Genomic DNA, 26,498 nt, shown 5'->3' with positions numbered 1-26,498 from the left:
GATATCAACTTGCTAATGGTTAGCTGAAATTACTTGTTGATTACCTTGCGACCACGGTAGTAGCCATCAGCAGTCACGTGATGACGCAGGTGAGTTTCACCAGAAGTTTTGTCTACAGAGACAAGTGTTGCAGTCAGTGCGTCATGAGAACGACGCATACCACGCTTAGAACGAGTTGGTTTATTCTGTTGTACGGCCATTGACCTTACTCCTTAAGTACTTTTCTTTAAACTGGCTAATACGGCAAACGGGTTTGGTTTTTCTGCTTCAGGAGGCAGCGTACCAAACACCATGTCCGCGTCGGACACTTCACAGTGTTCAGAATCATGTACCGGAACTACCGGCAGAGATAGAATTATTTCATCTTCAATCATTGCCAGCAAATCTATTTCGCCAAATTCGTTAACGTTTATTGGCTCATACTCTTCCGGTAATGCCTCAGCCTGCTCATCATTGACGACCGGGCTAAAACAATACGTAGTGTGAACATGATGACTGAAATTACTGCCACAGCGCTGACAGGCAAGCGTAACATCCACTTCAGAATGCCCTTTTACGACTGCCAGACGCTGATTATCAATTTCAAATGATAATGAGCTATCTACATCACCATCCACACTGACCACTGTTTCTGCAAGACGAGAAACTTGCCCAGCAGAATAACTACCGTAGTAATCCAATCTTTTCTGGGCTGCTCGAAGTGCATCGATGGTCAGGGGTAATTTTACCTTTTGCATAAGGCGCGCATATTATCTTTGTAATGAGACATAGTCAAAGAAAAAGGCCACACATCTGCGCCTTTCCGTCAAATATTCGCTTATTAAGCGGCGTATAGTTTAAAATGCCTGCAAATATTTCTCTACGTATTTTATGGAAAAAAAGATGCTTCCGATTGTTTTATCGTCAACTTCCGAATATCGCCGCCTATTGCTAGAAAAGCTGGGATTACCTTTTACCTGTGCTTCTCCCAATATTGATGAAAGCCCGCTGGAAAACGAAAGTCCAAAACAATTGGTAATGCGGTTGTCACAGGCAAAAGCTCGCACTTTACAGCGGGAGTATTCTAGCCACTTCATTATAGCTTCAGATCAAGTTTGTGTTTTGGATGACGAAATTACCGGCAAACCCCATAATTTTGAGAATGCTTTCTTACAATTGAAAAAAGCCAGTGGAAAATGTGTCACTTTTTATACTGGCATTACCTTATTCAATAGTAAAACAGAAGTGGTTGATACTCGTTGTGAGTTATTCTATGTTTATTTCAGAAATCTGACAGAAACAGAAATTATTTATTATCTAAACAAAGAAAAACCCTTCAATTGTGCTGGTAGTTTTAAAAGCGAAGGTTTAGGAATTACATTATTCGAAAAACTTGACGGCAAAGATCCAAACACACTTATCGGCTTACCATTAATAACGTTGACAGAAATGCTGATCCGCCAGGGGATAAACCCACTGACGGTATGTTCTCAATGATTATTATGCCGCAATATTTTTAAACATTTCCGCAACCCATCATCCATTGGAGCTTCGAAACGCAGCGTTTCCCCCGTGGATGGATGGGTAAACTTTAATGAGCTAGCATGTAAGAACAAGCGATTAAGTCCTGTTTCTGCCAGCTGAGCATCAAATGTTCTGTCACCATAACGATCATCAAACGCAATGGGATGGCCAGCGTGTAAAGTGTGCACTCGGATCTGATGAGTTCGCCCTGTCACAGGGCTTGCTCGCACCAATGTCGCAAACGCATATCGTTCTTCAACTTTAAAACGTGTTTCAGATGGTTTGCCTTCTCGACTGACTTTCACCACCCTTTCCCCACTTTGCAGGATGTTTTTTAACAAAGGCGCTTCTACGACTTTACAATGGGATTGCCATTGCCCACGCACTAGCGCCAAATAGTCTTTTTGCATCTGTTTCAAGCGTAATTGCTCGTGCAGTGCCCGCAATGCAGAACGTTTTTTCGCAATCAACAAAATACCGGATGTATCGCGGTCAAGCCGATGCACCAGTTCAAGAAAACGGGCTTCAGGCCGCAAAGCCCGTAATCCTTCTATCACACCAAAACTCAGGCCACTGCCCCCATGCACTGCAGTTCCTGATGGTTTGTTGATGACTAAAATATGGTCATCTTCATACAAAATACATCCCGCCAGAGCAGCAACCTTATCCAGCTTGACAGATACAGGCGTTTCTTGTTTTTCTGCGACTCTAATCGGCGGGATCCTGATGACATCACCTGCTATCAATTTATATTCAGGCTTGATTCTTCCTTTGTTGACTCGCACTTCACCTTTACGCAAGATCCGATAGATCAGGCTCTTAGGTACACCCTTTAAACGGGCCAGCAAAAAGTTATCAACTCGCTGACCGGCATATTCGTCATCAACCGTGACAAACTGTACAATTTGATTATCTGTTTTCATGGGCAAGATTCTAATAATCCAACCAACAGAGCGCCACTCATTTTTAACTATGTCTAAATAACAACCATTTTCCCTACTTCATTGTTCCAAATGATTTAGGGTAAAGACCAAATATTAACAACTTATCACTATTTCCTAATAAAAAAACCGTAAAGCGATAAAGTCACCTTGCTATCACCCCAATAGCAATGGAATAATGCTTTCTGGCCACGGTTTACTAAACTATGAATGGCAAGATTAAAATTGTTTGTTATCTGTTTGATTGAGCAAAAACGCAGCAATGGCATAAGACGTAATGTTCGATCAAATAATTTATGGGCTGCGGGTGGCAGCTTACTGGATTGGGCAAAATCTGTACCTATTTATTACAGCATCCCAATAAAGAGTACTGTGTTCAAATGAAATTCAGACTCGCCGACAAATAGGCGCCTCTATACAAACGATAGCCGTGAGGCTGGCGGTTTTGTAAAAGACACGAGGCCATCGGTAACTAGTAGCTCGCCTCTTTTTTTACTCGCAGCTCTATATTCATGTAAAAAATAATGAGTAAGTTAGAATGAAAAGAATGTTAATCAACGCAACCCAGCAGGAAGAGTTGCGTGTTGCCCTTGTTGATGGGCAACGTCTTTATGATTTGGATATTGAAAGCCCTGGACACGAGCAGAAAAAGGCAAATATATATAAAGGGAAAATTACCCGAATTGAACCTAGCCTGGAAGCTGCTTTTGTTGATTACGGAGCAGAACGTCATGGTTTCCTACCCATAAAAGAAATTGCTCGCGAATATTTTCCAAGTAATTATCACTCCCATGGCCGCCCTAACATTAAGGATATCCTTAAAGAAGGCCAGGAAGTTATCGTCCAGGTTGATAAAGAAGAACGAGGTAACAAAGGGGCAGCTTTAACAACCTTTATTAGTTTGGCTGGCAGTTATTTAGTCCTGATGCCGAATAACCCAAGGGCAGGTGGAATTTCTCGCCGCATTGAGGGTGATGATCGCATCGAATTAAAAGAAGCGCTTTCTTCTCTTGAAGTTCCAGAGGGTATGGGGCTTATCGTTCGCACCGCCGGTGTAGGTAAATCGGCTGAAGCTTTGCAAGGTGACTTGAACTTCCGCCTGAGACATTGGGAAGCGATCAAAAAAGCCGCAGACAGCCATCCCGCTCCTTTCCTGATCCACCAGGAAAGCAATGTTATCGTGCGCGCATTCCGTGATTATCTGCGTCCAGATATTGGGGAAATCTTGATTGACAACCCTAAAATCCTTGATTTGGCACGCCAGCATATCACTGCGCTGGGACGCCCTGATTTTGCCAGTAAAATCAAACTGTACAGTGGTGAAGTCCCGCTGTTTAGCCATTATCAAATAGAATCGCAAATCGAATCGGCCTTCCAGCGTGAAGTTCGGTTACCTTCCGGCGGCTCTGTGGTCATTGATACGACGGAAGCTTTAACGGCTATCGATATCAACTCATCTCGTTCAACTCGTGGTGGTGATATTGAAGAAACAGCATTTAATACCAACCTGGAAGCAGCTGACGAAATTGCACGCCAATTGCGTCTGCGTGACCTCGGTGGTCTTATTGTTATCGATTTCATTGATATGACACCAGTGCGTCATCAGCGTGAAGTTGAAAACCGGCTGCGTGACGCTGTGCGACAAGATCGCGCTCGTATTCAAATTGGCCGAATTTCCCGCTTTGGCTTACTGGAGATGTCGCGCCAGCGTTTAAGCCCCTCCCTGGGTGAATCCAGCCACCATGTCTGCCCGCGTTGTAGCGGCACCGGAACTATTCGTGATAATGAATCACTGTCCCTGTCAATTCTGCGTTTAATCGAAGAAGAAGCACTGAAAGAAAACACACATCAGGTTCATGCCATTGTCCCTGTACAGATCGCTTCTTACTTACTGAATGAAAAACGGCGGGCAGTCAGCGATATTGAGCATCGTCAAGGTGGTGTGGGTGTTGTTATTGTTCCAAATGATCAAATGCAAACGCCACATTTTTCTGTCTTACGTGTACGTAAAGGCGAAGAAATTTCAACTTTAAGTTATTTGCTGCCACAGCTGCATGAAGCGGAAATGACAAATGTTCAAGACGATGCCCAGCATGAACGCAAACGTCCAGAGCAACCGGCCATTTCAACTTTTGATCTGCCAGCAGCAGAAGCCGCTGCACCGGCAACAGCAAAAGTAAAAACAAAAGAAAAAAAAGTAGTCGCTAATAACCCGCAACAAACAGAAAAACCAGGTTTGTTCAGCCGATTCTTCAGTGCCCTGAAAAAAATGTTCAGTGGTGAAGAAGAGAAACAAACCCAAGAAAAGGGCAAAAAACCGGCTGGCAATGATAATCGTCGCTCATCAGAACGTCGCAACCCACGCCGTCAGAATCAACGTCGCGAAAGTGAAGCACGTAATAACCGTGAACGTGATGAACAGCGTAAAGGGCGTAATACCCAGCAGAAAAACAATGTTCAGGATAGCACTGTGCTGGATAACGAAGCGCGTGAAGCACAGCAGCAGCAACGCCGTGAACAACGTGCCGAACGTCAACGTCGTCGTCAGGAAGAAAAACGGCAGCAACAGGCTCAGCAGACCATCAATCGACCTGACATTGTCGAAGAAGAAGTTGAAGAGCGTCAGCCAGTCATGCCTCGCCGTCAGCGCCGCCAGCTTGAGCAAAAAATACGGATCACTGACGAACTGAAACCAGACACTAACATCGTGGCCTTACCCGCTGTGATGCCTGAATCTGTATCAGAAAACGCTCATAAAGAGGCAAAAGCGTCTATACCGGCCGTTATTGATACCCATGTTGAAGCCGCTAACCAACCTGAAATGCCGCAAAATGCAGATTCACAAAACTCTGCACCACAAGCAGCCGTTTCACAACCCAATAATGAGCAGCAAGACAACATCATGCCGCGTCGTTCCCGCCGCTCCCCACGCCACTTGCGTGTCAGTGGTCAGCGTCGTCGCCGTTACCGTGATGAACGTAATCTGTCTCAATCACCAGTACCATTGAACATGGCTGTCGTATCGCCAGAACTGGCATCAGGCAAAGTATGGGTTCGTTATCCTGTTGCACCTGTGACTATGACTGAACCTCAAACCCTTGCTTCTGTTGATGTGATTAATGAAACGGTTGAAGAAAAAACACTACCTGTACAACAGGAAAAAGTTATTCTGGTGCCATCAATCACAGAATCAGCACCAACGACAACAGTACCTCACGTCGAAATAGCAGAACAACAAGACAGCCTCACTCATGATGACAAGGTGAAACTTGTTGTTGATAGCGTTTCCATTGCCACACCACTAGAACCGGAATTAGAAAAACCTAACGTTTCGGAACCGGAAAACGTGGAAGCTGTCATCAATCATGGTGAAAAACAGTGGTCAGAAATTTTAGGGAATGAAGAACCACATATCCTAGTTTCACATGATGCTGAAAAAATGCGCCATACGGTAGAACCCATCATTATGACGTCGATTGTTAAACAGGAACATCATGAAGAACAGCCAACTGTCGCAACGGAAATGTGCCTTAAGGCAGAGGAAGTTAAAGCGGAAAAGAAAACAGTTGTTGAGTCTTCGATTATCGTGGAAAAAAATCATCACGCTTACTCCCCAATGACGAAGGCACCAGCACCGGACATGATGACCCAGCCTGTGATTATCACTGAATGGCAACGCCCTGCTTATCCATTCAAAGGTAAAGGTGGTGCGGGTGGACATTCTGCAACAAGTATTGCAACTTCTGCTATGTCTAAGCCACAACCATTCGAATAATTGGATACTGTGATTTGAGTTAAATGGCTCCCCTGGATTGGGAGCCATTTTTTTTACCTTACCCACAACAAAAACGAATTACCCTCATTCCTTTCAATCATCGATTCCAATAAACTTGGATGGTTATTATTATCATTTAAGATGGTTAATTTTATGGAGAGCTTCCCGTCTATGAAACCCTGGTTGATTTTTGGTGCTGGAAAAGGTGTTGGACGCCATTTGGTCACTATTGCGCTAAAACAAAACCGCCCTGTCACAGCCTTAATTCGTAATGCACAACAAGCTGCCGAACTCAGCGCGGCAGGCGTTACTGTAATACTCGGCGACGCTTGTGACAAAGACAGTATAGAAAAAGCGATTGCGCAGGCGGGAGAAAATCCCGTTGTTTTCTCAACAATTGGCGGAGGCAATGCTGATCACCATGGAAACATGGCAATAATAGATGCATTGGAACAAGCCCAAATTTCTCGCATGTTATTGGTGACATCCATTGGGTGTGGTGAAAGTTGGAAGACATTATCAGCACGGGCTAAATCATTATTCGGGCAATCTGTCAGACACAAGTCATTGGCTGAAAGTTACCTGCAAACCAGCACACTGAATTTTACAATTATCCGTCCCGGTGGTCTTACCGATCAACCTGGCACTGGACATTGCAAACGTTATCAAGAGGAAGTTCATGGCATGGTAAGCCGAGAAGATGTAGCAAAACAATTAGCACAAATGGCCGAAGATGAACGAACTCACTATCAAACCTATGCCTTAATTGATCCTGAACTCAAGCCACATTGGAACTCAAACTAAAAAAACAACCACGCCATAAGGCGTGGTCTATCACTTTATTCAAACAACTAAAACTACTTAACTCCACCATCCATTGCCTTAAGTTTTTTGGATAACTCACGGCGTTCTTTAGATAGCTCGGCATTTTTGATGATATATTCATCAACACGCTCTTCATAATCACTGCGCATATGAGCAATAATGCCTTGAATATCTTCAATCGACATTCCTGGTTTTATGTAGTCACTCAGGTTATCAAGCAGAAGTACACGTTTTTGGTTATCTCGGATCTTTTTCTCGTTATCTACAATTTCGCGCTGTAATTTATTTTTACGCCGAAATATACGCACAAACTCCAGTACATTTTGGAATGTTGGTTTATTTGTGTTGTCCATTTTTTACACCTTTTTAATCAGACCGATAATTTCTTATGCTAACTACACAATACAATTTCAAGTGGCGCATAGACAAGTCAGTTTCGACAATTTATTGATACAAACTCCCTTTCAGATACATTTCTTAATCAAATTCCTTTTCCCGAACAATAACCACTACTGCCACGGTAAGTTTGGGTTTGGATAGCCATACGAACTACTTCGCTCAAATCTTGTTATGGTTTACCATGTATGACAACGTAATTTAACGTCATCGAGAATAATCGTTTTTGGTGTGAACGAGATAAATGTGACACCAATGGAAACTTAATTTATTGATTAGTCGTAATTAAATTGGCGATAACGGAGAATACACAACCTTGAATACCAGTAAAGAAAACCAAAGTTTCTACTTTCATGATTATGAAACTTTTGGTAAACATCCGGCCTTAGATCGCCCCGCACAATTTGCAGGAGTTCGCACTGACAGTGATTTCAATATCATTGAAGAACCTTTGGTGGTGTATTGTGCTCCTGCTGACGATTATCTTCCCGATCCTGAAGCTGTCATGATCACAGGAATTACTCCCCAGTTGGCATTGAAAAAAGGCGTTAATGAGGCCCAATTTGCCCAACAAATCCATGAAGCATTCAGCAAACCCAATACATGTATTCTTGGGTATAACAACATTCGTTTTGATGACGAAGTCAGCCGAAATATCTTTTATCGTAACTTTTACGATCCTTACGCCTATAGCTGGCAAAAAGGCAACTCTCGCTGGGATTTACTCGACGTATTACGTGCCTGCTATGCCTTGCGTCCAGAAGGCATTGTCTGGCCAGATAATGAAGATGGGTTACCCAGTTTCAAATTAGAGCATCTGACAAAAGCCAATGGCGTTGAGCATACTCATGCCCATGATGCCATGTCCGATGTTTATGCCACTATCGCAATGGCAAAGCTGGTGAAAAAAGCTCAACCTAAATTGTTTGATTATTTTTTCCAGTTAAGAAATAAACAGAAAGTCAGTCATCAAATTGATATCCCCCAAATGAAACCTCTGGTTCATGTATCTGGCATGTTTGGGGTTATGCGCAGCAATGTTAGCCTTGTCGCTCCTTTGGCGTGGCATCCAAGTAACCGTAATGCGGTTATCATGTGCGATCTGGCTGGTGATATCACCCCACTTTTGGAACTCAGCGCAGATGAATTACGCGAGCGCTTGTATACCCGACGGGACGAATTACAGCCAGATCAAAGCCCAGTCCCCATTAAACTCGTACACATTAATAAATGCCCAATCATTGCGCCAGAAAATACCTTGCGACCAGAAGACGCAGAGCGAGTGGGATTAGATCGCAACCAATGTGAGCAAAATCTGGCTATCTTGCGCAACAATCCGCAAATCAGGGAGAAAGTCGTTGAACTGTTTTCTCATCCAGAAACGTTTCCAGAATCTGATAATGTCGATACTAAGCTCTATAGCGGCTTTTTCAGCGATGCCGACAAAACGGCAATGGAAATCATCCGAGAAACGTCTCCCCAAAACTTGCCTGCCTTGGATTTAACATTCCAGGATGCCCGCATTATGCCGTTGTTATTCCGCTATCGTGCGAGAAACTATCCAGCGACATTGGATTATGACGAGCAACAACGTTGGTTACGTCATCGGCAGGATACATTAACCCAGGAAAACATCAGCCAATATCTTGCAGTCATTGAAGAACTTTTTATTGAATATCAATCTGATGAAGAAAAGTGTCGCCAGTTAAAAGCACTGGTTGATTATGCAATCCAAATAGCCGGATAAAACCTTTATACCAATCTAACTTCAAGATGCGTGTGGTAAATTACAACTTGAAGTTTAATGCGTATATACAGCTACCCAATAGATATAGATAAAGAAAAAGACAAACACCAAAGTGTTGTCTTTTTCTACTCTTACTCCATCAGCAAAATACACTAATCATGTGAACGCCCTGTGGTAATCCCCCAATTTTTCAGCTTGGAGGTTTTCCCAATTCCCGGATTTAAGGTATTAGTTGGATCAATCGCTTGATAGAAATGCTTAAGCTGTGGTTTAGCTTTATACAAGTGACCAACGTTATGTTCGGCAGGGTATTCAGCGCCACGCTGATGCAAAATTTCCAGCATTTTTGTTTTCAAGGCGTGGATATCTGTCCCCTTTTTAACAATATAGTCCTGGTGGAATACATAGCACATAAAGTGCCCGTAATATAGCCGATGGACTAATGCTTCATTGATTTCGGCTGGCAAAGTTTCAAGCCATTCATGATCATTACGCCGCAAAGCAATGTCCAATGCCAAAATATCTTCCACTTCATCGCTGTGAACAGCCTGGTAGCGAATAGCGGCTCCTGCGGCTGCAAAACGATGCAAAAATGCCTTCGCCCCTTCTTCTGGAGTACAAGCAAAATACGCTCCATCCGCCTGCTTAAAGTAATTTTCCAGCCATTCATTCGCCTCTTTTATACCTTCACCTGACATTTTCAGCATTAAGTGATGTTCAAAACGATTTCTGTATTCTTTCAAGCGAGTCGGTAAATGGGAGGGTAATAAACGACTCAATCCCTGCATGACACGATCTGTTAAATGTGCCGGTAAAAATGGCACCTTACCCAAAATAGTGTCCATCCGTCCTTTCAAATCAAAAAACATTGGCATTTTATCTGTGCCTAGTTTATCAATCATAACAAAGGTGTCTTTTCCATATATTTCTGCGATATCAAAGATATCCCGATGCATATACTCGCCCGCGACTGGCAAATGCTGAAAATTTGATAGAATATGACGCCGTAATTCTGTCAACACTTCGGGTTGGTTAGTGCCGATATAAAAAACCTGTGAAGATGGCTCTGCCGGAAAAGTATCAAGTCGAACAGCAAAGACAACCAACTTACCCGCACAACCAGAGGCTTCAAACAGCCTACGTTCATCAGCATTAAACCGTGATGGCGTGTCTGCATCAACATCCCGCACGCGCTGTGAATATTCATGATCAGAAGCAACTTTGTCACTATGCTGAATATCTTCGGTTCGATAACGTTGCTCTTCCAGACAAGTCAAGATATCTTCAGGTTGATCACCCAACGATATTCCCAAATGGTTAACCAGTTCAGCTTCTCCCTGCTCATTAACCCTGCCATATAGAGCCATTTCAGTATAAGCTGGCCCACGCTGAACCAAAGATCCCCCTGAGTTATTGCAAATCCCCCCAATAACGGATGCACCGATACAGGACGAACCGATAACTGAGTGTGGTTCACGTCCTAATGGCTTTAATACTTTTTCTAAATGCCACAATGTACTGCCAGGAAATGCAATAACTTGGTTTGTTGATGGAAGAACCTGAATTTTATCCATTCGTAAAGTACTAATAATAATGATATCGCGATCATAATCATTGCCACTCGGTGTAGATCCTTCCGTTAATCCAGTATTGGCTGCCTGCATCAAAATAATTTTGTCGGCTTCAACACAGGTTTTAAATACTTTCCACTGTTCTAATAATGAACCCGGAAATACAACGGCAAGGGCATCCCCTTGTCCAGAACGAAAGCCTTTGCGGTAACGTTCTGTTTTTCGAGGTTCAGTGAGAATATGAGAAGATCCAACAATATTCGTGAGAGTGGCAATTAATCGCTGATTTTGGGGGTTTATAGCATCATTCATATCGTCTCTTACCTTATTGGAGCCAAACAGACAGACTCTTAGTGAAATCAGGCACGGCAAATTTTGTTATTATATGATGCTTTTTGATAAGATTTGTATGATTTATGTTCTCTTTTGTTATCCCAGATAAAAAAACAGCATCGTCAGATGCTGTTTTTTTAGAACAGAATACTGAAATGTTTTCTGATTATGATTCCGTAAACTGTGGCATTGGTTGGCGGAAGCTACGAGTCAGGAAAAACATGTAAATAAGACCAATGCCTCCCCAGATCAAGCCTAACTCCATTGAATCTGATTCTAAATTCATCCATAAAACACCCACTGCTGCAGCACCAAGAAGTGGCAAGATCAAGAAGTTCAGGGTGTCATTCAAAGTATTATTACGACGTTCACGGATGTAGAATTGAGAAATCACCGATAAATTAACGAACGTAAAGGCAACCAACGCCCCAAAATTGATCAGTGCCGTCGCAGTCACCAGATCCAACCAACATGCTGATAAGGCGATAATACCAACCAATATCACATTAATGGCCGGAGTACGCCATTTAGGGTGAATATACGCAAATATTTTTTCAGGCAATACGCCATCACGTCCCATAACATAGAGCAGACGAGATACACCCGCATGTGCAGCCATGCCAGAAGCCATTACCGTGACACTGGAAAATATGAGAATTACATACTGGAATAACGCACCAGCGACATAAAGAATAATTTCTGGCTGGGAAGCATCTGGGTTTTTAAACCGAGAAATATCTGGGAAATAAAGCTGTAAGAAATAAGATACAGCAATGAAAATTATACCACCAATTAACGCCGTCAAGAAAATCGCTTTAGGGACAACTTTACCTGCATTTGGTGTTTCTTCCGACAAAGAGCTAATGCCATCAAACCCAAGAAATGAGAAGCAAAGTATTGTCGCGCCAGTAATCATCGGAATTAATTGTGCTTCCTCTGATGTAAATGGCTGAATACTCAGTAACGTTCCTGCGCCTTCTCCATTATGAACACCACGGATCATTAACCCAACGAGTATCACCATAACAGCAATCTGGACAATAACCACGATGCTATTGATATTAGCAACGACATTGATACCACTCAGATTGATGATTGTCATAAGTGCAGTCAACATGACTACAAAGATCCATGGTTCAATACCAGGGAACAAAGCCTGTAGGTAAATCTTTGCCAATAATACATTGATCATCGGCATCAACATATAATCCAGTAAAGAAGACCAACCCACCATAAATCCAAGATGGGGGCTCATTGATTTTTGTACGTAAGTATAAGCAGAACCCGCCGATGGAAAACGCTTTATTAATTTTCCATAACTTAGCGCTGTAAATAAAATCGCAGTTAATGCAATAGCATAAGATGTCGCAACATGCCCACCAGTCAAACCAGAAACAATGCCAAATGTATCAAAAATAGTCATTGGCTGCAGATAGGCAAGCCCCATCATGACGACTTGAAACAGAGTCAATGTTCTTCTTAGTTGAACGCGGTTGTCAGCACTGGCTTGGTTGATACCAAGTGCAGTAGGAGTGGTGGTATTATGCAACATGAGCGAAACCTCCCATAACTTCGATTTGGGTACTGATACAACTACTTAATCGATAGTTACTGGGCAGACTTCGCTTCTGTCTATAAACAGAAAAGAAAGAAGAATTGGTGAACGGTAAATTGACAGAGGGCCGTGCCCCATAGTCATCGTTGCAGCAACGAGCGCCAATTGGCACAAGTGCAAAAGAGAATAATTGCTCCATATTTGCATTCCTCAGTACAGCAACCCCATTTCAATTATGGTTGCTTGTGGTCAATATCGATCCGGAACGGATCCGGCCTCTTGGTGTTGTAAAAAATAATTCAAAGCAAAAAAAATAACTGATGCATATTTACGCACCAGTTATTTTTAGTGCACGCATTTTGCACTTCAAGTCCAGAAATAGCAAGCGCGATAACACTAAAAATTTATTATTTTTTACGACACTACAGAGCCTTATGGAGTAGGCTCTTACTGAGTTAGTGTGCAACCTAATGCCAACAGAGCCAATTGGCTTTTGATAAGTTTTTAGCACAGAGAAAAACTATTTGCCATTTAATTATGCTTTTCTGATAGCAAAAAAATCATCCCATCATGACAAAATTAATGACGGGATGATTCTATAGGATGTCCAGATGTTAAGTATAATGATTAATATTTATAAAAAAGAAAGATATTAATTAAAAATCATAATTAATACCAATGTGGTAACGGCGACCATCCAGGACTGCATCATAAGTTTGTTCAGTTACTCTTTTGTCAAGAATATTATAAACCCCACCTAATAAGCGTAGATTTTTATTTAAATTATAAGTTACCCCTAGATCGACAAAAGTATAAGAAGGCGTTCCCTCTCTCATACTAGAGCGGTACTGATAATTCTTTGTTTTACTACGGAAATTAATACGTGTCCATGTATCTAATTCAGGTAATGGTTGCCAATTTAAAGTTGCATTTGCCATATGTGTTGGCATTTTGTTTAATGGTTGACCTTTGAATTTACCACTTTTTTGCTCAGAATCGGTATAAGTATAGTTTGCTGCCAGTGATAAACTTTCAACAATGTTCCAATTCATGGTGGTTTCAATACCTCGAATATTAGCTTTATCAACATTTATACGCTTGTTAATAAAATCATAAACTTCACCACCGAGCTTACAACCCTTCTCGCAATCCCCAATTTCAGTAATTTTATCTTTAAAAGCAGTATTAAAGACAGTTACACCAATATTAAAGTTCTCTAAATTATTCCAGATAATACTAATTTCTTCATTGACACTTTTCTCTGGCTTGAGATCTGGGTTCCCTAAAATCATCCCATTTTTAAACCGCCCACCTGTTGTCTGCCCCCAATTAGGAGCAACTTGCCTTATATCAGGAGAGCGATAGCCGGTAGAAATTCCACCCTTAATCGTCCATTGTTCATCAGCGTGCCATACCCCATATAGACGAGGTGTCCAATGCGTTCCAAAATTTTGATCTTTATCTAACCGTACTCCACTAGTAAGAGCAAAATCATTAACCATTTGCCATTCGTCTTCTAAGACTAATGCCCAACTCCAGCGGGTTAACTTATTAACATCTTTAGCTGAAGGTAACTTATTGCTATTATCTCGTAAATCTTCATAACGGTATTGTCCACCAACACTTACTGTGTGGTCATCGAATACAAATGCCGTATGATTATTCAATACCGTATCATTGTTTGTCATTTTACGTTCAGGATTACGCGATTCGTCTCTTTGAATATAAGACGTCATCGTACCAAAATCATAAACACCATGATGTGTAATAGCGTAATTATTACGTTTATAACGACTTATATCATCTTCACAAGATCTTGGCTGACAGTCACGCGTCTTACCAATAGTTGAATCGCGATCTTGTTCATAGCGGCCAGCCTCAAAAGTGAAAGTATTTTTCTCATCTGGGGTTAAAGAGAACTCTACTGCACCATTGCGCATTTCCTGCTCTCTAAATCCGCCTAAAAATTTATCTTCATTGCGATGAGAATATAAACCACTCACTCTTAATCCCAATAATCCATCAATTATTGGCCCTGCAGTATAAATACTGTTCTGATAGCTGTTACCAGAATTTTTATTCTCAGTCAGAGTAGAATCTGCTTTCAGAGTTAAATGCCATTCTTTCTGAGCTTTACGAGTAATAACATTGATCACTCCCCCCATAGCATCAGAACCATATAGAGAAGACATTGGTCCCCGCACCACTTCAATACGCTCAATAGCGGCTAATGGTGGTAACCATCCTTGTTCAATTCCCGAACCATCACTATTTGGACGGGTGCTACGTGTATCAACACGTCTACCGTCAACTAAGATCATGGTATATTTAGAAGCCATACCACGAATGCTGATATCACTGCTACTACCACCACCAGTAACAACCACTCCCGGCACATCTTTCAATGCATCCGTTACATCACGGTAGGCTTTTGTTTCCAATTGTTCGCGGCTAACAACTGAAATAGACGCAGGTGCATCTTCGATCTTTTGCTGGAAACCCGCCGCAGTAGTTACAACAATTTTATCTTCGCTATTATTAGCAGCAAAAACTGCGCTGGATGAAATAGCAGCAATAATACCTAATACAATTTTTTTCTTTGCAAAAACAACCATTCCCAATTCTCCAAAAGGTAGAATAGAATTATTTAAATTAATATAAAAAATCGACACACAACCTCAATACAGGAATAATTAATTTATTCCTGCCAGTGTTATATTAATTAAATTAAACTTTAATTCTATTAAAGTAATCTATACGCATTAAACTTCAAGTTGCAATTTGCAACACGATATGAAACCTGATTTCTCCCCGCAAAGCGGGAGAGAAATCACATGCATCTTGAAGTTAGGTTGGTATATAACTTTTATTATTCTAACTGATTAATTCTGTCACTAAGCCATCAATTAATACTTGCGGTATTCCCTGAGAACAACGTTCAATTCGGCCCCTAATGCCATAAACTTCAGCCAAACTAGTTGGTGTAATAACCTGCTCAGGTTTACCTTCAGAAATTAATTTACCTTTTTTTAGCATTAGCACATGGTCACCATGACGCAATGCAATATTAATATCGTGAACAACAACAATCGTAATAATATTACGACGGCGCGTTTCACGTGCAACTAAATCCATTACATGGTATTGGTAATTTAAATCCAGTGCACTTAATGGTTCATCTAATAATAATAATGTCGGACGACGGATTAATGATTGGGCTAATCCAACTAACTGCTTTTGACCACCAGATAGTTGATCCAAATAGCTAAACGCCAAATGTTCAATACCAAGCTGGCGTAATAGTTCCATGACTTCCTGTTCACATTGGCTATTGCTCACTCCCCCTGATGCTCGTTGAGCAACAATCACCGATTCTAATACATGAAGATGCACACCTGCTGGTAATGATTGAGGCAAATAAACGACATTTTGGGCACGTTGGGCAAAATTCATCTTCATCAGATCCTGCCCATCCAACAGCAGTTCACCTCTGGCTTTATTCAATCCCGCCAGCGAACGCAGAAGTGTAGATTTACCACAACCATTCGGTCCCAACAATACAGTAATTTGACCACGTGGCAATGCACTGATATCCAGCTTTTCAATCACAGAGTGCTTTGGATACCCCGCCGTCAGGCAATTGATTTTTAATCCCTGACTCATACATTCCCCCTATGGCGTAAAACGATACTCAGGAAGAAAGGCACACCAACCAATGAAGTCACTATTCCAACTGGGATAATAATACCCGGTATCAGATTCTTAGACGCAATGGAAGACATGGACAAAACTAGTGCACCAATCAGCGCACTTGCCGGCAAGAAGAAACGGTGATCTTCACCAAACGTTATTCTGGCGATATGAGGAGCCACCAATCCAATAAAAGCAATAGGACCAACAAATGCAACTGCCGATGCGGTCAGGATACTGATACGCAACAATGTTCCCAAACGAAGGCGGCTAATATTGATTCCAAAACTGGTAGCCCGATCTTCTCCCAAACGCAATGCGGTCAATTTCCAAGAATTGCTCAATGAGAAAGGCATAATGACAGAGAAAACTAACACCATAATACCCAGTTTTTCCCATGTCGCCCTGGCGAGGCTACCCATTGTCCAGAAAACCAATCCCTGTAAGGTATCTTCCGTAGCGATAAATTGCATCATCGCAACTAACGCATCGAAGGTAAATACCATTGCAATCCCAAACAACACAACACCAGAGGTTGCAACTCTCGTCCAACGGGTAATGCCATCAAGCATTAAAGCAGCCAATAATGCAAAGAGAAAAGCGTTTGCAGAAATAAACCACTGATCCGGTATTCCCGGAATACCAATGCCAAGCACAATAGCTAATGCCGCGCCAAAAGAAGCCGCATGGGAAACGCCCAACGTGAATGGGCTAGCTAGCGGGTTATTTAAAATCGTCTGCATTTCAGCACCGGCCAGTCCCAGTGATAAGCCGATCACTACCGCCATCAGAGCATAGGGCAATCGGATATCCCAAACAATCACCCGTGTTGCTGCGTTAACACTCTCTGGTGAAAACAGGGTTTGCCAGAGGGCTTGCAGCGATAACCCTGATGGCCCCAAGGTAAAATCCAGTACAACAGAAATGCCAATTGCCAGGACGATGAATAATATCCATGCAATACGTCGGTACAGGATATGACGATAATGTGCTTTTATATCGCACTCATTCAATTGTTTTTTTACCATTGGCATAGGCTCGGTAGTGACGCTCATTCTTATTACCTGTTACTGCTTATTTCTCGCTGACCCAATATGTACCTACCGGTTCAATAGCCAAGAATTGATTGTGAAGTTCTTTCAATGTTTGTTGCGGATCTAAATCAGCGAATTTTTCAGGATAGAACCATTTAGCAAAAACTTGGGTAACAACAACATTATAAGGAGAATTATAGTAGTGATGCCAAATAGCATAGCTACGCCCTTCCTTCACGGCGGTTAAGTTATTGATACCTTTACGTTCTGTGATTTCTTTCAAGCCAGCACGGGCAGTATCGGCAGAAATTTGGGCTCCCATTTTGATCCCGTCACCTTTGTCACCTGGATCTTGCGCACCGCTTGCGATGTAAATATAAGGATCTTCAGCAATAACTTTTTCCAGATTCATTGTGCCCAATGGAGAAGGCAATACTTCTTTAGCGATATTTTTGCCACCCGCCAAATCAATGAAATTCCCCATATTGCCGTTACCTGCCGTACCACAGCAGTCTTCACTAGAACCAGCCCTTAATTCAATAAAGACGGAAGGTTTCTCAGCATCGGGTATGCGATCTGTAATATCAGTCACTAATTTAAGATTTTTTTCATAAAAATTAGCATAAGCATTAGCCTGATCTTCACGATGCAAGATTTTGCCCAGCATACGGATGCTAGGTAATGTATTTTTCAGGGGATCATTGCGAAAATCGACAAAAACAACAGGTACACCCGCTTTTTCTAACTGTTTCACCAACTCACTGTTTTTGCCTGGGCCATGTCCAGACAGACCAAAAATGGCAACGTCAGGATTGAGTGTCAGCACTTTCTCAGAGCTGACGCTATCCGCGCTGGTATTACCAATCAGAGGGATATTATCGATTTCAGGAAATTTAGCTTTATAAATAGCGTAAGTTTGTGGGTCCAGTTTACGGAAATCACCTTGCCAACCAGCGATACGCGCCAGAGGTTTATCTCCTTCCAATATAGCGACAGAATGGAACAGACGACCTTCACCCAACAAGATACGATTAACTTTCTCTGGCACTTCAACAGTACGTCCAGCAATATCAGTGACTGTTTCAGCCCAAGATGCAAAACTTGCCATCATGGCAGAACCCGCTATTAGACTGATACTCACATTTTTCACGACTGTTCGAAATACAAACTTCACTTTAGTTAGCCTCTTCATGCAACAATTATGCTGCTAACAATAAAGCAAATAAGAATACTTATCAATGCGATTGGGGTGGTATAGCCGAAATTTACCATCGTTATTCCTTTCCTAATCCCTTGAAAAATAAAAACTGCCAATTCCATCACAGAACAGGCAGTTTTTTGTAAAGCAAAATCAATAATAATTTAATTAACAATTATCAGGTTATTGATAATTGGTTAACAAATCATTCTTTATCGGTATATTTGAATGCTGGAAATTCCATCTCACTGTATTTAACAAAGCGAGTTTTCTTTTTCAGCTTGTAACTAAGCCAAATGAGCAGAAATAACGGAATGCCAATGTAGGTCGCGGTCACTCCGTACCAATCGATCTTATCTTGCAAAAATGCCTGATAATTTTGGCCCAACGTAATAACCAGGCATAAGATAAAGGCAAAAATCGGCCCAATCGGGAAGAAACCTGAGCGATATGGCAGATCATTGAGATCCAAACCTTGGGCGACATAGCCTTTGCGAAAACGGTAATGGCTGATTGCAATGCCGAGCCATGCAATAAATCCAGTCATACCTGAAGTATTCAATAACCACAAATAGACTGTTTGATTACCAAACATGGAGCTAAGGAAACACAGCCCTGCTACCACAGTCGTAGCATAAAGCGCATTACGCGGAACACCACCTTTAGACAAATGACTAAAAATTCTCGGTGCTTTCCCCTCTTTTGCCAGGGTGAATAGCATACGGGTAGAAGCATACATCCCTGAATTTCCCGCTGACAGAACAGCCGTCAATATCACCGCATTCATTATTGCAGCCGCTGATAATAAGCCAGCGTTTTCAAATACCAGCGTAAATGGACTCACACTGATATCTTTCACACCATTGCGCAACAAATTAGGATCAGTATAAGGGATGATCAGGCTGATGATTAAAATCGCAAATACGTAGAACAATAAGATACGCCAGAATACCTTACGCACCGCACGAGGGATATTTTTCGCCGGATCTTTCGACTCCCCTGCGGTAATACCTATCAGCTCTGTCCCTTGAAAGGAGAAACCGACAATCATTGCCACCCCGATCATGGCGGCAAAACCACCCGCAAAAGGAGCGTCATCAACGGCCCAATTATGCCAACCTGCACCTTCAGCACCTTTCATGATGCCGACAATCATTAAAATGCCAACGGCAATGAACACAATAACCGTGGAAACTTTGATCAAGGAGAACCAATATTCTGCTTCACCAAAACCTTTGACGGAAACGAAGTTCAGCAGAAAAATCAGGGCAAGAAACAACGCACTCCATACCCAACCAGGAACATCATTAAACCAATATCCCATCACCAATTGCGCAGCAACAAGGTCAACCGCAATCGTCACCGCCCAGTTGTACCAATAATTCCATCCCAATGCGAAGCCAAAACCTTCATCAACATATTTGGAACCATAAGTTGAAAACGACCCTGAAACTGGCATGAACGCGGCCAATTCACCTAAACTGGTCATCAAGAAGTAGACCATTAAGCCAATTAATGCATAGGAAAGTAAAGCCCCACCTGGGCCAGCCTGAGAAATGGTTGCGCCAGAAGCAACAAATAATCCTGTGCCAATTGATCCACCTATGGCAATCATTGCCATATGTCGTGCTTTTAATTCACGGCGCAGGGTGTTGGGAGCCTGATCCCGTGGCATGCTTTCTTCTCGAGACATTCTATTCCTATATCATTTGAAATGAATTTAACGCGGGATTGTAACAAATCCTCGTCTCCAGAATAGCAACGATTCGTGGTTATAAGATACCTTCATAATCCACAGCCAATTATTAGCTACATGATTATATTCTTAATATTAGTTACAATAACTCAGTAACTTCTGTAACGCATTGGATATATGTTTCTGACGATGGTAAATCAGGTACAAGGTGCGATTGAGGCTAAGTCCGGGAATAACAAGTTCAGATAATGTGCCATTTTTCAGCTGTTCCTGAACAACTCGCCGTGAAAGACAACTGATCCCCATTCCATATTGAACAGCATGTTTAATGGCTTCCGAATTACCCAACTCCATCGCAATATTGAATCTCGACATTTGTGAGAATAAAAGATGTTCCAAAACCTCCCTTGTTCCTGAACCTTTTTCTCTTAATATCCAAGGGGCTTGGATCAAATCTTCCACGCTCAATTCACGTTGCAACAAGGGACTTTCTGGAGAGGAAAAAACGATCAACTCATCTTTCATCCATGGTTGTGTGATCAACTCAGGATCGTGACACAATCCTTCAATCAATCCCAAATCAACACGAAACTCAACAACTGCTTTGATTACGTCCCCAGTATTACTGATATTCAATTCCAATGGCGTCTCAGGATAATCCTGACGATATCTCGCCAGCATTTCAGGCAACATATAATTGCCAATCGTACTGCTGGCCGCCAATCGTAATGCGCCCAATTCAAGTTTGAAAAGCTGTTCCACTTCACCAGCCTGTTCAAGTAATGCCAATGCCTTGGGATAGAGCAAACGCCCATGTTCATTGGTGACCAGGCGTTTCCCGACTCTGTCAAACAGTTGTACTCCTAACTGCCCTTCGAGATCTGTCAGTGAAGCACTCACCGCAGATTGTGATAATGCTAATTGCTGAGAAGCCTGTGTCGTTGAACCACTTTTCAGAACTTCTGCAAAAATCTCCAGCTGTCTCAGAGTGATACGCATATGGCCTCACGGGAAGCAAAATAAGAAGGAAGATAGTCTTGATTTTAGACAGTATTACGCAACTTAACAAAAGTTACCCTTAATTAATCTATTTTATTGTTTATATATATAAATATTATCAATTTTATTGATTTTAAATTCTTCTATATGCTTATTCCTAAAATGCATAAGATAATAGAGCCACCACTATGTCTGAAAATCAAGTAGGGGAATTTACCCAATTCCACCAGAATGCCGCATTAAAATTAATTCCGGGTATCCTATTAGCCACAGTCCTGACAGCAATTGCAATCTATATCGGGACTATTCCTTGGTTTATAAATATGGGATTAGGCGTCCTGACTCTGGCCATCTTATTGGGAATTATTATCGGCAATACGCTGTATCCTTTTTTAAAATCTACCTGCAATAGCGGTATCCATTTTTCCAAACACTATCTATTGCGAGCAGGCATCATTCTTTATGGATTTCGTCTGACATTCCAACAAATCACAGAAGTTGGTGCAACTGGAATATTGATCGATATCATCATGCTTTCATCAACATTTTTTATGGCATTATGGATTGGACGTACTTTTTTTCAACTGGATAGCCAAACCGTGATCTTAATTGGTGCAGGAAGCAGTATTTGTGGCGCTGCTGCGGTTATGGCAACAGAACCCATTGTCAAAGCCCCTGCCAGCAAAGTTGCAGTCGCCATCTCTACAGTAGTTATTTTTGGTACACTGGCAATCTTTATTTATCCGTGGATTTATCAATTCAATACCCACTACCCGTGGCTTAATTTCACTCAGGAAACATTTGGTATTTTTTCGGGTTCAACTGTGCATGAAGTAGCCCAGGTTGTTGCCATTGGACATACGTTAGGAAACGAGGCTGAAAATGCAGCGGTTATCAGTAAAATGATCCGCGTTATGTTATTAGCCCCTTTTCTATTACTGCTTTCCGGCTACCTCAGTCGCGCGAAAGTTAAAAATTGTCATGCCCATCCCCAAAAATCGCCAATCACTATTCCGTGGTTTGCTGTATTTTTTATTGCCACTGCGGGTTTCAACTCTTTTCATCTCTTACCTGAATCCTTTGTTCACCATATTATTGCCATTGATACCATCCTGCTAGCAACGGCCATGGTTGCTTTAGGGCTAACCACCCACATCAGTGCTATTCGCCAGGCTGGGATTAAACCCATCTTGTTGGCACTTATTTTGTTTATCTGGCTAGTCGTAGGTGGATTAATCGTCAATCAAGGCATCCATCATTTATTGCGCTAAGGCAGAACGAGAGAATATTAAATTGACTTTTGCGGCCAAGATTTTATCAATCAGGTGAACAATGCCATAATGAGGAAAACACAGGAGAAAATAAGATGAAATTTGTTGGAGCCCATGTAAGCGCTGCGGGCGGTGTTGATCAGGCAGTGATCCGTGCCCATGAATTAAATGCAACTGCATTTGCCCTATTCACGAAAAACCAGCGCCAATGGCACGCCCCACCGTTATCGACAAATGTTATTGATCAATTCAAAGCAAACTGTGAACGTTACGGTTATGGTAGCCGACAAATTCTTCCTCATGACAGCTACCTAATTAACCTTGGTCATCCTGAAACAGACGGCCTGGAAAAATCTCGCGCAGCGTTCCTTGATGAAATGCAGCGCTGTGAACAATTAGGCATTGATCTGCTGAACTTCCATCCGGGCAGCCATCTCAACAAAATTGATATTGATAGATGCCTCGCCCGTATTGCGGAATCCATTAATATTACGTTGAATAAAACCCAAGGCGTTACTGCCGTTATCGAAAATACCGCCGGACAAGGTACTAACCTTGGTTTTACATTCGAACAACTGGCGGCAATTATTGACGGTGTCGAAGACAAAACCCGCGTTGGCGTTTGTATTGACACCTGCCACGCTTTTGCGGCTGGTTACGACTTACGTACTGAAAAAGATTGCAATGCGACTTTCAAGGCATTCGATGAAATTGTTGGATTCAAATATCTTAAAGCCATGCATCTAAATGATGCCAAAAGTGAATTTTCCAGCCGTGTTGACCGACATCATAGCCTTGGTGAAGGCAATATCGGTAAAACACCTTTCAGCTACATCATGAAAGATGACCGTTTCAATGGTATTCCCTTGGTTCTTGAAACGATCAATCCAGATATTTGGGCTGAAGAAATCGCCTGGCTAAAATCCCAGCAAAATTAATTACCTGACAGAAATTAATTCAATCTTTGCCATCATTGATGCAAGTTCAGTGCGACTTTTAATCCCAACATTTGGCTGGCTAACCGTAAGTGCAGAAACCGCGGTTGCCAGACGCAATGTGTGTTCGCTGGATTCCCTCATTAGCAAACCATAGACCAATCCACCCACCATAGAGTCCCCGGCTCCAACCGTGCTGACTACTTCACAATGTGGTGGTTTTGCCAACCATGCACCAGAGGCATTGACCCATAATGCTCCCTCTTCTCCCAGTGAAATAACAACGTGGGCGATCCCTCTATTGCGCAATTCATGAGCTACGTCAATAACACTGTCCAAATCCGGTAATGGTTTACCTGCCCAAATCTCCAATTCATAGCGATTAGGTTTTACCAGCCAAGGTAATGCCTTAAGACCTGCAACAAGGGCTTCACGGCTACTGTCGAAAATAACACAGGGACAAGACTGTCGTAATTGTATCATCCAATTCGCAAATGATTCTGATTTGATCCCTTCGGGCAAACTACCGCTGACAACAACCATATCGAACTGCCCTAACCATGTCAGAGAATCACTGACAAATCGATTCCATTCTTCTTCTGTTACATAGAAACCTGAAAAATTGAAATCCGTCACTTCGCCGTGTTTTTCCGTCAGCTTGACATTAATACGCGTTCGCCCAGAGACGAGATGAAAACGATTTACCATCCTGTTTTCGCTAAAAAACTGCTGAAATCCTTCCTGATTCTCTCGTCCGAGAAAACCACTGACCGTAACATCAATACCTAAATCACGCAGTACCTTCGCAACATTGTTTCCTTTACCAGCAGCGTGAAGCCCTGCCGTCTGTACACGGTTAACATTTCCCTTAACAATATCTGGGCATAAGCCAACTAAATCATAAGCTGGATTTAAGGTAATTGTGGCAACTCGGCGGCTCATCTTGCCCGATATCTCCTGAATAAACAGTCATAAGTCACATTAAGTTTTATCTGTTATTTATAACATCAAAATTGAATCGTTTCAGTTAAAATTATAGCCCGTTTGATCATTGTGTTAACGCAAGCTAAAAGTCAGAATATGCAACGGAATAATTTCTTATTAGATGACTAAAATCAATCAGAACCAAAGTAAGTGGTCACTGGATGGAGGAATATATTAGTGTCAGTCGTTGTCGGAGTGGGTGTCATCATCATCAATGATAAAGGCGAAATTTTACTGGGAAAACGTACCAGCCAACATGCGCCATACTGGTCAATCTTCGGTGGTCATGTTGATCCCGGCGAATCCTTTGAAGAGTGCGCGATCCGTGAAATCAAAGAAGAAATTGGCCTAACAATCCAAGATCCCAAAGTTTATGGTATTTGCAATAATCTCAAAACTTACCGCGAGGAAGGAAAGCACACAGTTTCAGTCTGTTTGCTGGCACAGTATACCGGAGGTGAGCCGCAATTAATGGAACCTGAGAAGTGTGAACAATTAATGTGGTGTGATCCTAACCACCTTCCCGAACCTCATTTTGAGGCCAGCCGTAACGCCATAAAATTATGGCAAAAAGCGCAATTCTATTTCGCAAATTAATACCAAACTCCCTTCTGGCAGGTTTTCTTAGATAGCCTGTCTTACCTTTGTATATATTTTCTTAATTATTTGTTTACACATATAGTGGATTTATGTATCGTTGCGCTAGTACAAGGTGACAGCATTCATCAGGGAGTCTATATGACCATTGAGGTAACACAAAATTTAAAACGCCCCTCTATATTTGGGGGTGCTATGATCATTGCCGGTACAGCTGTCGGTGCAGGTATGTTTTCCATTCCTATTGTCACATCAGGTGTCTGGTTTACAGGATCAATAATTTTGCTGTTGTATACCTGTGCATGTATGTATTTCTCTGGCCTGATGATTCTGGAAGCCAATATGAATTACCCAGTTGGTTCCAGTTTTCATACCGTTACCAAGGACTTGCTAGGCAAAGGTTGGAGTTCTCTCAATGATTTATCCATCGCTTTTGTTCTATATATCTTAACTTATGCTTATATTTCAGCAGGTGGCTCAATTCTTTCTCACAATATCGCGAGTATTATCCCGCTACCTCAATCAATATCTGGGTTATGTTTTGCCTTTATTGTTGCCTTCATTGTTTGGTTATCGACTAAAGCCGTAGATCGCTTAAGCACTATCTTAATAGGTGGCATGATAATCACCTTTATTATGTCTGTCGGCGGTATGTTTACCGAAGTTAAGTCAGCCATTTTATTTGATCAAGCTAATACCAATTCAGACTATTTACCTTATGCTTTAGTCTCTTTGCCTTATTTACTAGCTTCATTTGGCTATCACGGTAACGTTCCGGGGCTAGTTAAGTATTACCATAAAGACAGCAAAGCCGTTACACACAGCTTGCTGTACGGGACATTAATAACATTAGCGATTTACATTTTATGGCAGTACGTCATTCAGGGAAATATTCCACGTGGAGCCTTCAAGCAAATTATTGCTGATGGCGGTAATATTGGTAACTTATTACAACAAATGAATAATACCTCTGATAATACGACAATAACCCAATTCTTAAATACCTTCTCATATATGGCTTTAGCGAGTTCATTCTTAGGTGTATCATTAGGATTGTTTGACTATCTGGCGGACTATTTTAAATTCAGCGACTCTCGCAATGGTCGTTTTAAAACAGCGCTGATTACATTCGTTCCCCCAACTGCATTGTCACTATTTTTTCCAAACGGTTTCCTATATGCAATCGGTTTTGCTGGCCTGGCTGCAACTATTTGGGCAGTTATTGTTCCGGCTTTAATGGCACGAGCTAGCCGTAAACGTTATCCAACATCCAGCTATCGGGCACCGGGCGGTAAATTTTTGATTATTTTTGTTATCCTATTCGGTTTGATAAATATGCTAGCACACATTCTCTCTTTGTTTGGTTTGCTGCCAGTTTATCGTTAATGTTTTCCTTCCACCCCAGTATTTTTACTGGGGCATTCATTCACTTCTTGCCTAATAGGACA

Annotated in this window: 22 protein-coding genes; 8 read left to right on the top strand and 14 right to left on the bottom strand. The window is 41.9% G+C overall.

All coding sequences use genetic code 11. The features are described from left to right. Positions 1 to 29: 29 nt before the first annotated feature. Both rpmF and yceD read right to left on the bottom strand, forming a co-directional pair. The gene (gene rpmF, locus WDV74_RS06025) at positions 30 to 200 is read right to left on the bottom strand and encodes a 50S ribosomal protein L32 (protein ID WP_004253223.1); all 171 of its coding nucleotides are present in this window, start codon (positions 198 to 200) and stop codon (positions 30 to 32) included. Between the two features lie 12 nt (positions 201 to 212). Beyond that, entirely contained in the window at positions 213 to 737 is a 525-nt protein-coding gene (gene yceD / locus WDV74_RS06020; protein WP_338885130.1) for a 23S rRNA accumulation protein YceD, read from the bottom strand. 145 nt (positions 738 to 882) lie between these two features. Between yceD and WDV74_RS06015 the strand changes: the two genes are divergently transcribed. Beyond that, positions 883 to 1,476, top strand: coding sequence for a nucleoside triphosphate pyrophosphatase (locus WDV74_RS06015; protein WP_338885550.1), 594 nt, complete (start codon positions 883 to 885; stop codon positions 1,474 to 1,476). Here the strand turns inward: WDV74_RS06015 and rluC are convergent. Next, a complete protein-coding gene (gene rluC / locus WDV74_RS06010; RefSeq protein ID WP_338885129.1) occupies positions 1,470 to 2,426 on the bottom strand; it encodes a 23S rRNA pseudouridine(955/2504/2580) synthase RluC in 957 nt (318 codons plus the stop codon). The genes WDV74_RS06015 and rluC overlap by 7 nt on opposite strands. Positions 2,427 to 2,982: 556 nt before the next feature. Between rluC and rne the strand changes: the two genes are divergently transcribed. Together rne and WDV74_RS06000 are read left to right on the top strand one after the other, a co-directional pair. Beyond that, positions 2,983 to 6,219: a ribonuclease E gene (rne, locus tag WDV74_RS06005; protein WP_338885128.1), complete on the top strand. Its 3,237-nt coding sequence runs from the start codon at positions 2,983 to 2,985 to the stop codon at positions 6,217 to 6,219. Positions 6,220 to 6,390: 171 nt separating this feature from the next. After that, a complete protein-coding gene (locus WDV74_RS06000; RefSeq protein ID WP_338885127.1) occupies positions 6,391 to 7,023 on the top strand; it encodes an NAD(P)-binding oxidoreductase in 633 nt (210 codons plus the stop codon). A 53-nt stretch (positions 7,024 to 7,076) separates the two neighbouring features. Here WDV74_RS06000 and tmaR read toward each other — a convergent pair whose 3' ends face one another. Then, on the bottom strand, positions 7,077 to 7,397 hold the full coding sequence (gene tmaR / locus WDV74_RS05995) for a PTS system regulator TmaR (RefSeq protein ID WP_074018717.1): 321 nt from the start codon (positions 7,395 to 7,397) through the stop codon (positions 7,077 to 7,079). 359 nt (positions 7,398 to 7,756) lie between these two features. Here tmaR and sbcB point away from each other — a divergent pair, with 359 nt between their 5' ends. Beyond that, a complete protein-coding gene (gene sbcB / locus WDV74_RS05990) occupies positions 7,757 to 9,187 on the top strand; it encodes an exodeoxyribonuclease I (protein WP_338885126.1) in 1,431 nt (476 codons plus the stop codon). A gap of 152 nt (positions 9,188 to 9,339) precedes the next feature. Here the strand turns inward: sbcB and dld are convergent, their stop codons facing one another. The 9 genes from dld to yieE all read right to left on the bottom strand — a co-directional run bounded on the left by dld (position 9,340) and on the right by yieE (position 21,263). Continuing rightward, positions 9,340 to 11,070, bottom strand: coding sequence for a D-lactate dehydrogenase (gene dld, locus WDV74_RS05985; RefSeq protein ID WP_338885125.1), 1,731 nt, complete (start codon positions 11,068 to 11,070; stop codon positions 9,340 to 9,342). A gap of 187 nt (positions 11,071 to 11,257) precedes the next feature. Next, positions 11,258 to 12,643, bottom strand: coding sequence for an APC family permease (locus WDV74_RS05980; RefSeq protein ID WP_338885124.1), 1,386 nt, complete (start codon positions 12,641 to 12,643; stop codon positions 11,258 to 11,260). Further along, positions 12,633 to 12,845 (bottom strand): hypothetical protein, encoded by a 213-nt coding sequence (locus WDV74_RS05975; protein WP_338885123.1) that lies wholly within the window; start codon positions 12,843 to 12,845, stop codon positions 12,633 to 12,635. The genes WDV74_RS05980 and WDV74_RS05975 overlap by 11 nt, the downstream gene beginning before the upstream one ends. 457 nt (positions 12,846 to 13,302) lie before the next feature. Then, entirely contained in the window at positions 13,303 to 15,261 is a 1,959-nt protein-coding gene (locus WDV74_RS05970; RefSeq protein ID WP_338885549.1) for a ligand-gated channel protein, read from the bottom strand. Between the two features lie 259 nt (positions 15,262 to 15,520). Next, entirely contained in the window at positions 15,521 to 16,309 is a 789-nt protein-coding gene (locus WDV74_RS05965; RefSeq protein WP_338885122.1) for an ABC transporter ATP-binding protein, read from the bottom strand. Further along, positions 16,306 to 17,391: an iron ABC transporter permease gene (locus WDV74_RS05960; protein ID WP_338885121.1), complete on the bottom strand. Its 1,086-nt coding sequence runs from the start codon at positions 17,389 to 17,391 to the stop codon at positions 16,306 to 16,308. Before WDV74_RS05960 ends, WDV74_RS05965 begins: the two co-directional genes overlap by 4 nt. Positions 17,392 to 17,410: 19 nt before the next feature. Continuing rightward, entirely contained in the window at positions 17,411 to 18,544 is a 1,134-nt protein-coding gene (locus WDV74_RS05955; protein WP_338885120.1) for an ABC transporter substrate-binding protein, read from the bottom strand. Between the two features lie 229 nt (positions 18,545 to 18,773). Beyond that, a complete protein-coding gene (locus tag WDV74_RS05950; protein WP_338885119.1) occupies positions 18,774 to 20,261 on the bottom strand; it encodes an amino acid permease in 1,488 nt (495 codons plus the stop codon). A 138-nt stretch (positions 20,262 to 20,399) separates the two neighbouring features. Next, entirely contained in the window at positions 20,400 to 21,263 is an 864-nt protein-coding gene (gene yieE / locus WDV74_RS05945) for a DNA-binding transcriptional regulator YeiE (RefSeq protein WP_338885118.1), read from the bottom strand. Between the two features lie 188 nt (positions 21,264 to 21,451). Between yieE and WDV74_RS05940 the strand changes: the two genes are divergently transcribed. Both WDV74_RS05940 and nfo read left to right on the top strand, forming a co-directional pair. Beyond that, entirely contained in the window at positions 21,452 to 22,534 is a 1,083-nt protein-coding gene (locus tag WDV74_RS05940; RefSeq protein ID WP_338885117.1) for a YeiH family protein, read from the top strand. A 95-nt stretch (positions 22,535 to 22,629) separates the two neighbouring features. Further along, on the top strand, positions 22,630 to 23,472 hold the full coding sequence (nfo, locus tag WDV74_RS05935; protein ID WP_338885116.1) for a deoxyribonuclease IV: 843 nt from the start codon (positions 22,630 to 22,632) through the stop codon (positions 23,470 to 23,472). Here the strand turns inward: nfo and fruK are convergent, their stop codons facing one another. Beyond that, on the bottom strand, positions 23,473 to 24,411 hold the full coding sequence (gene fruK, locus WDV74_RS05930; RefSeq protein ID WP_338885115.1) for a 1-phosphofructokinase: 939 nt from the start codon (positions 24,409 to 24,411) through the stop codon (positions 23,473 to 23,475). Between the two features lie 219 nt (positions 24,412 to 24,630). Here fruK and WDV74_RS05925 point away from each other — a divergent pair, with 219 nt between their 5' ends. Together WDV74_RS05925 and mtr are read left to right on the top strand one after the other, a co-directional pair. After that, a complete protein-coding gene (locus tag WDV74_RS05925; RefSeq protein ID WP_338885114.1) occupies positions 24,631 to 25,050 on the top strand; it encodes an NUDIX domain-containing protein in 420 nt (139 codons plus the stop codon). A gap of 141 nt (positions 25,051 to 25,191) precedes the next feature. Then, positions 25,192 to 26,436, top strand: a complete 1,245-nt coding sequence (mtr, locus tag WDV74_RS05920; RefSeq protein ID WP_338885113.1) for a tryptophan permease — start codon at positions 25,192 to 25,194, stop codon at positions 26,434 to 26,436. The last annotated feature ends 62 nt before the right edge of the window (positions 26,437 to 26,498 follow it).

It is taken from the genome of Xenorhabdus sp. TH1, assembly GCF_037260955.1.
Lineage (GTDB): Bacteria > Pseudomonadota > Gammaproteobacteria > Enterobacterales > Enterobacteriaceae > Xenorhabdus > Xenorhabdus griffiniae.
Note: the sequence above shows the minus strand (reverse complement) of the source record. Positions and strands in the feature narration are given on the sequence as shown.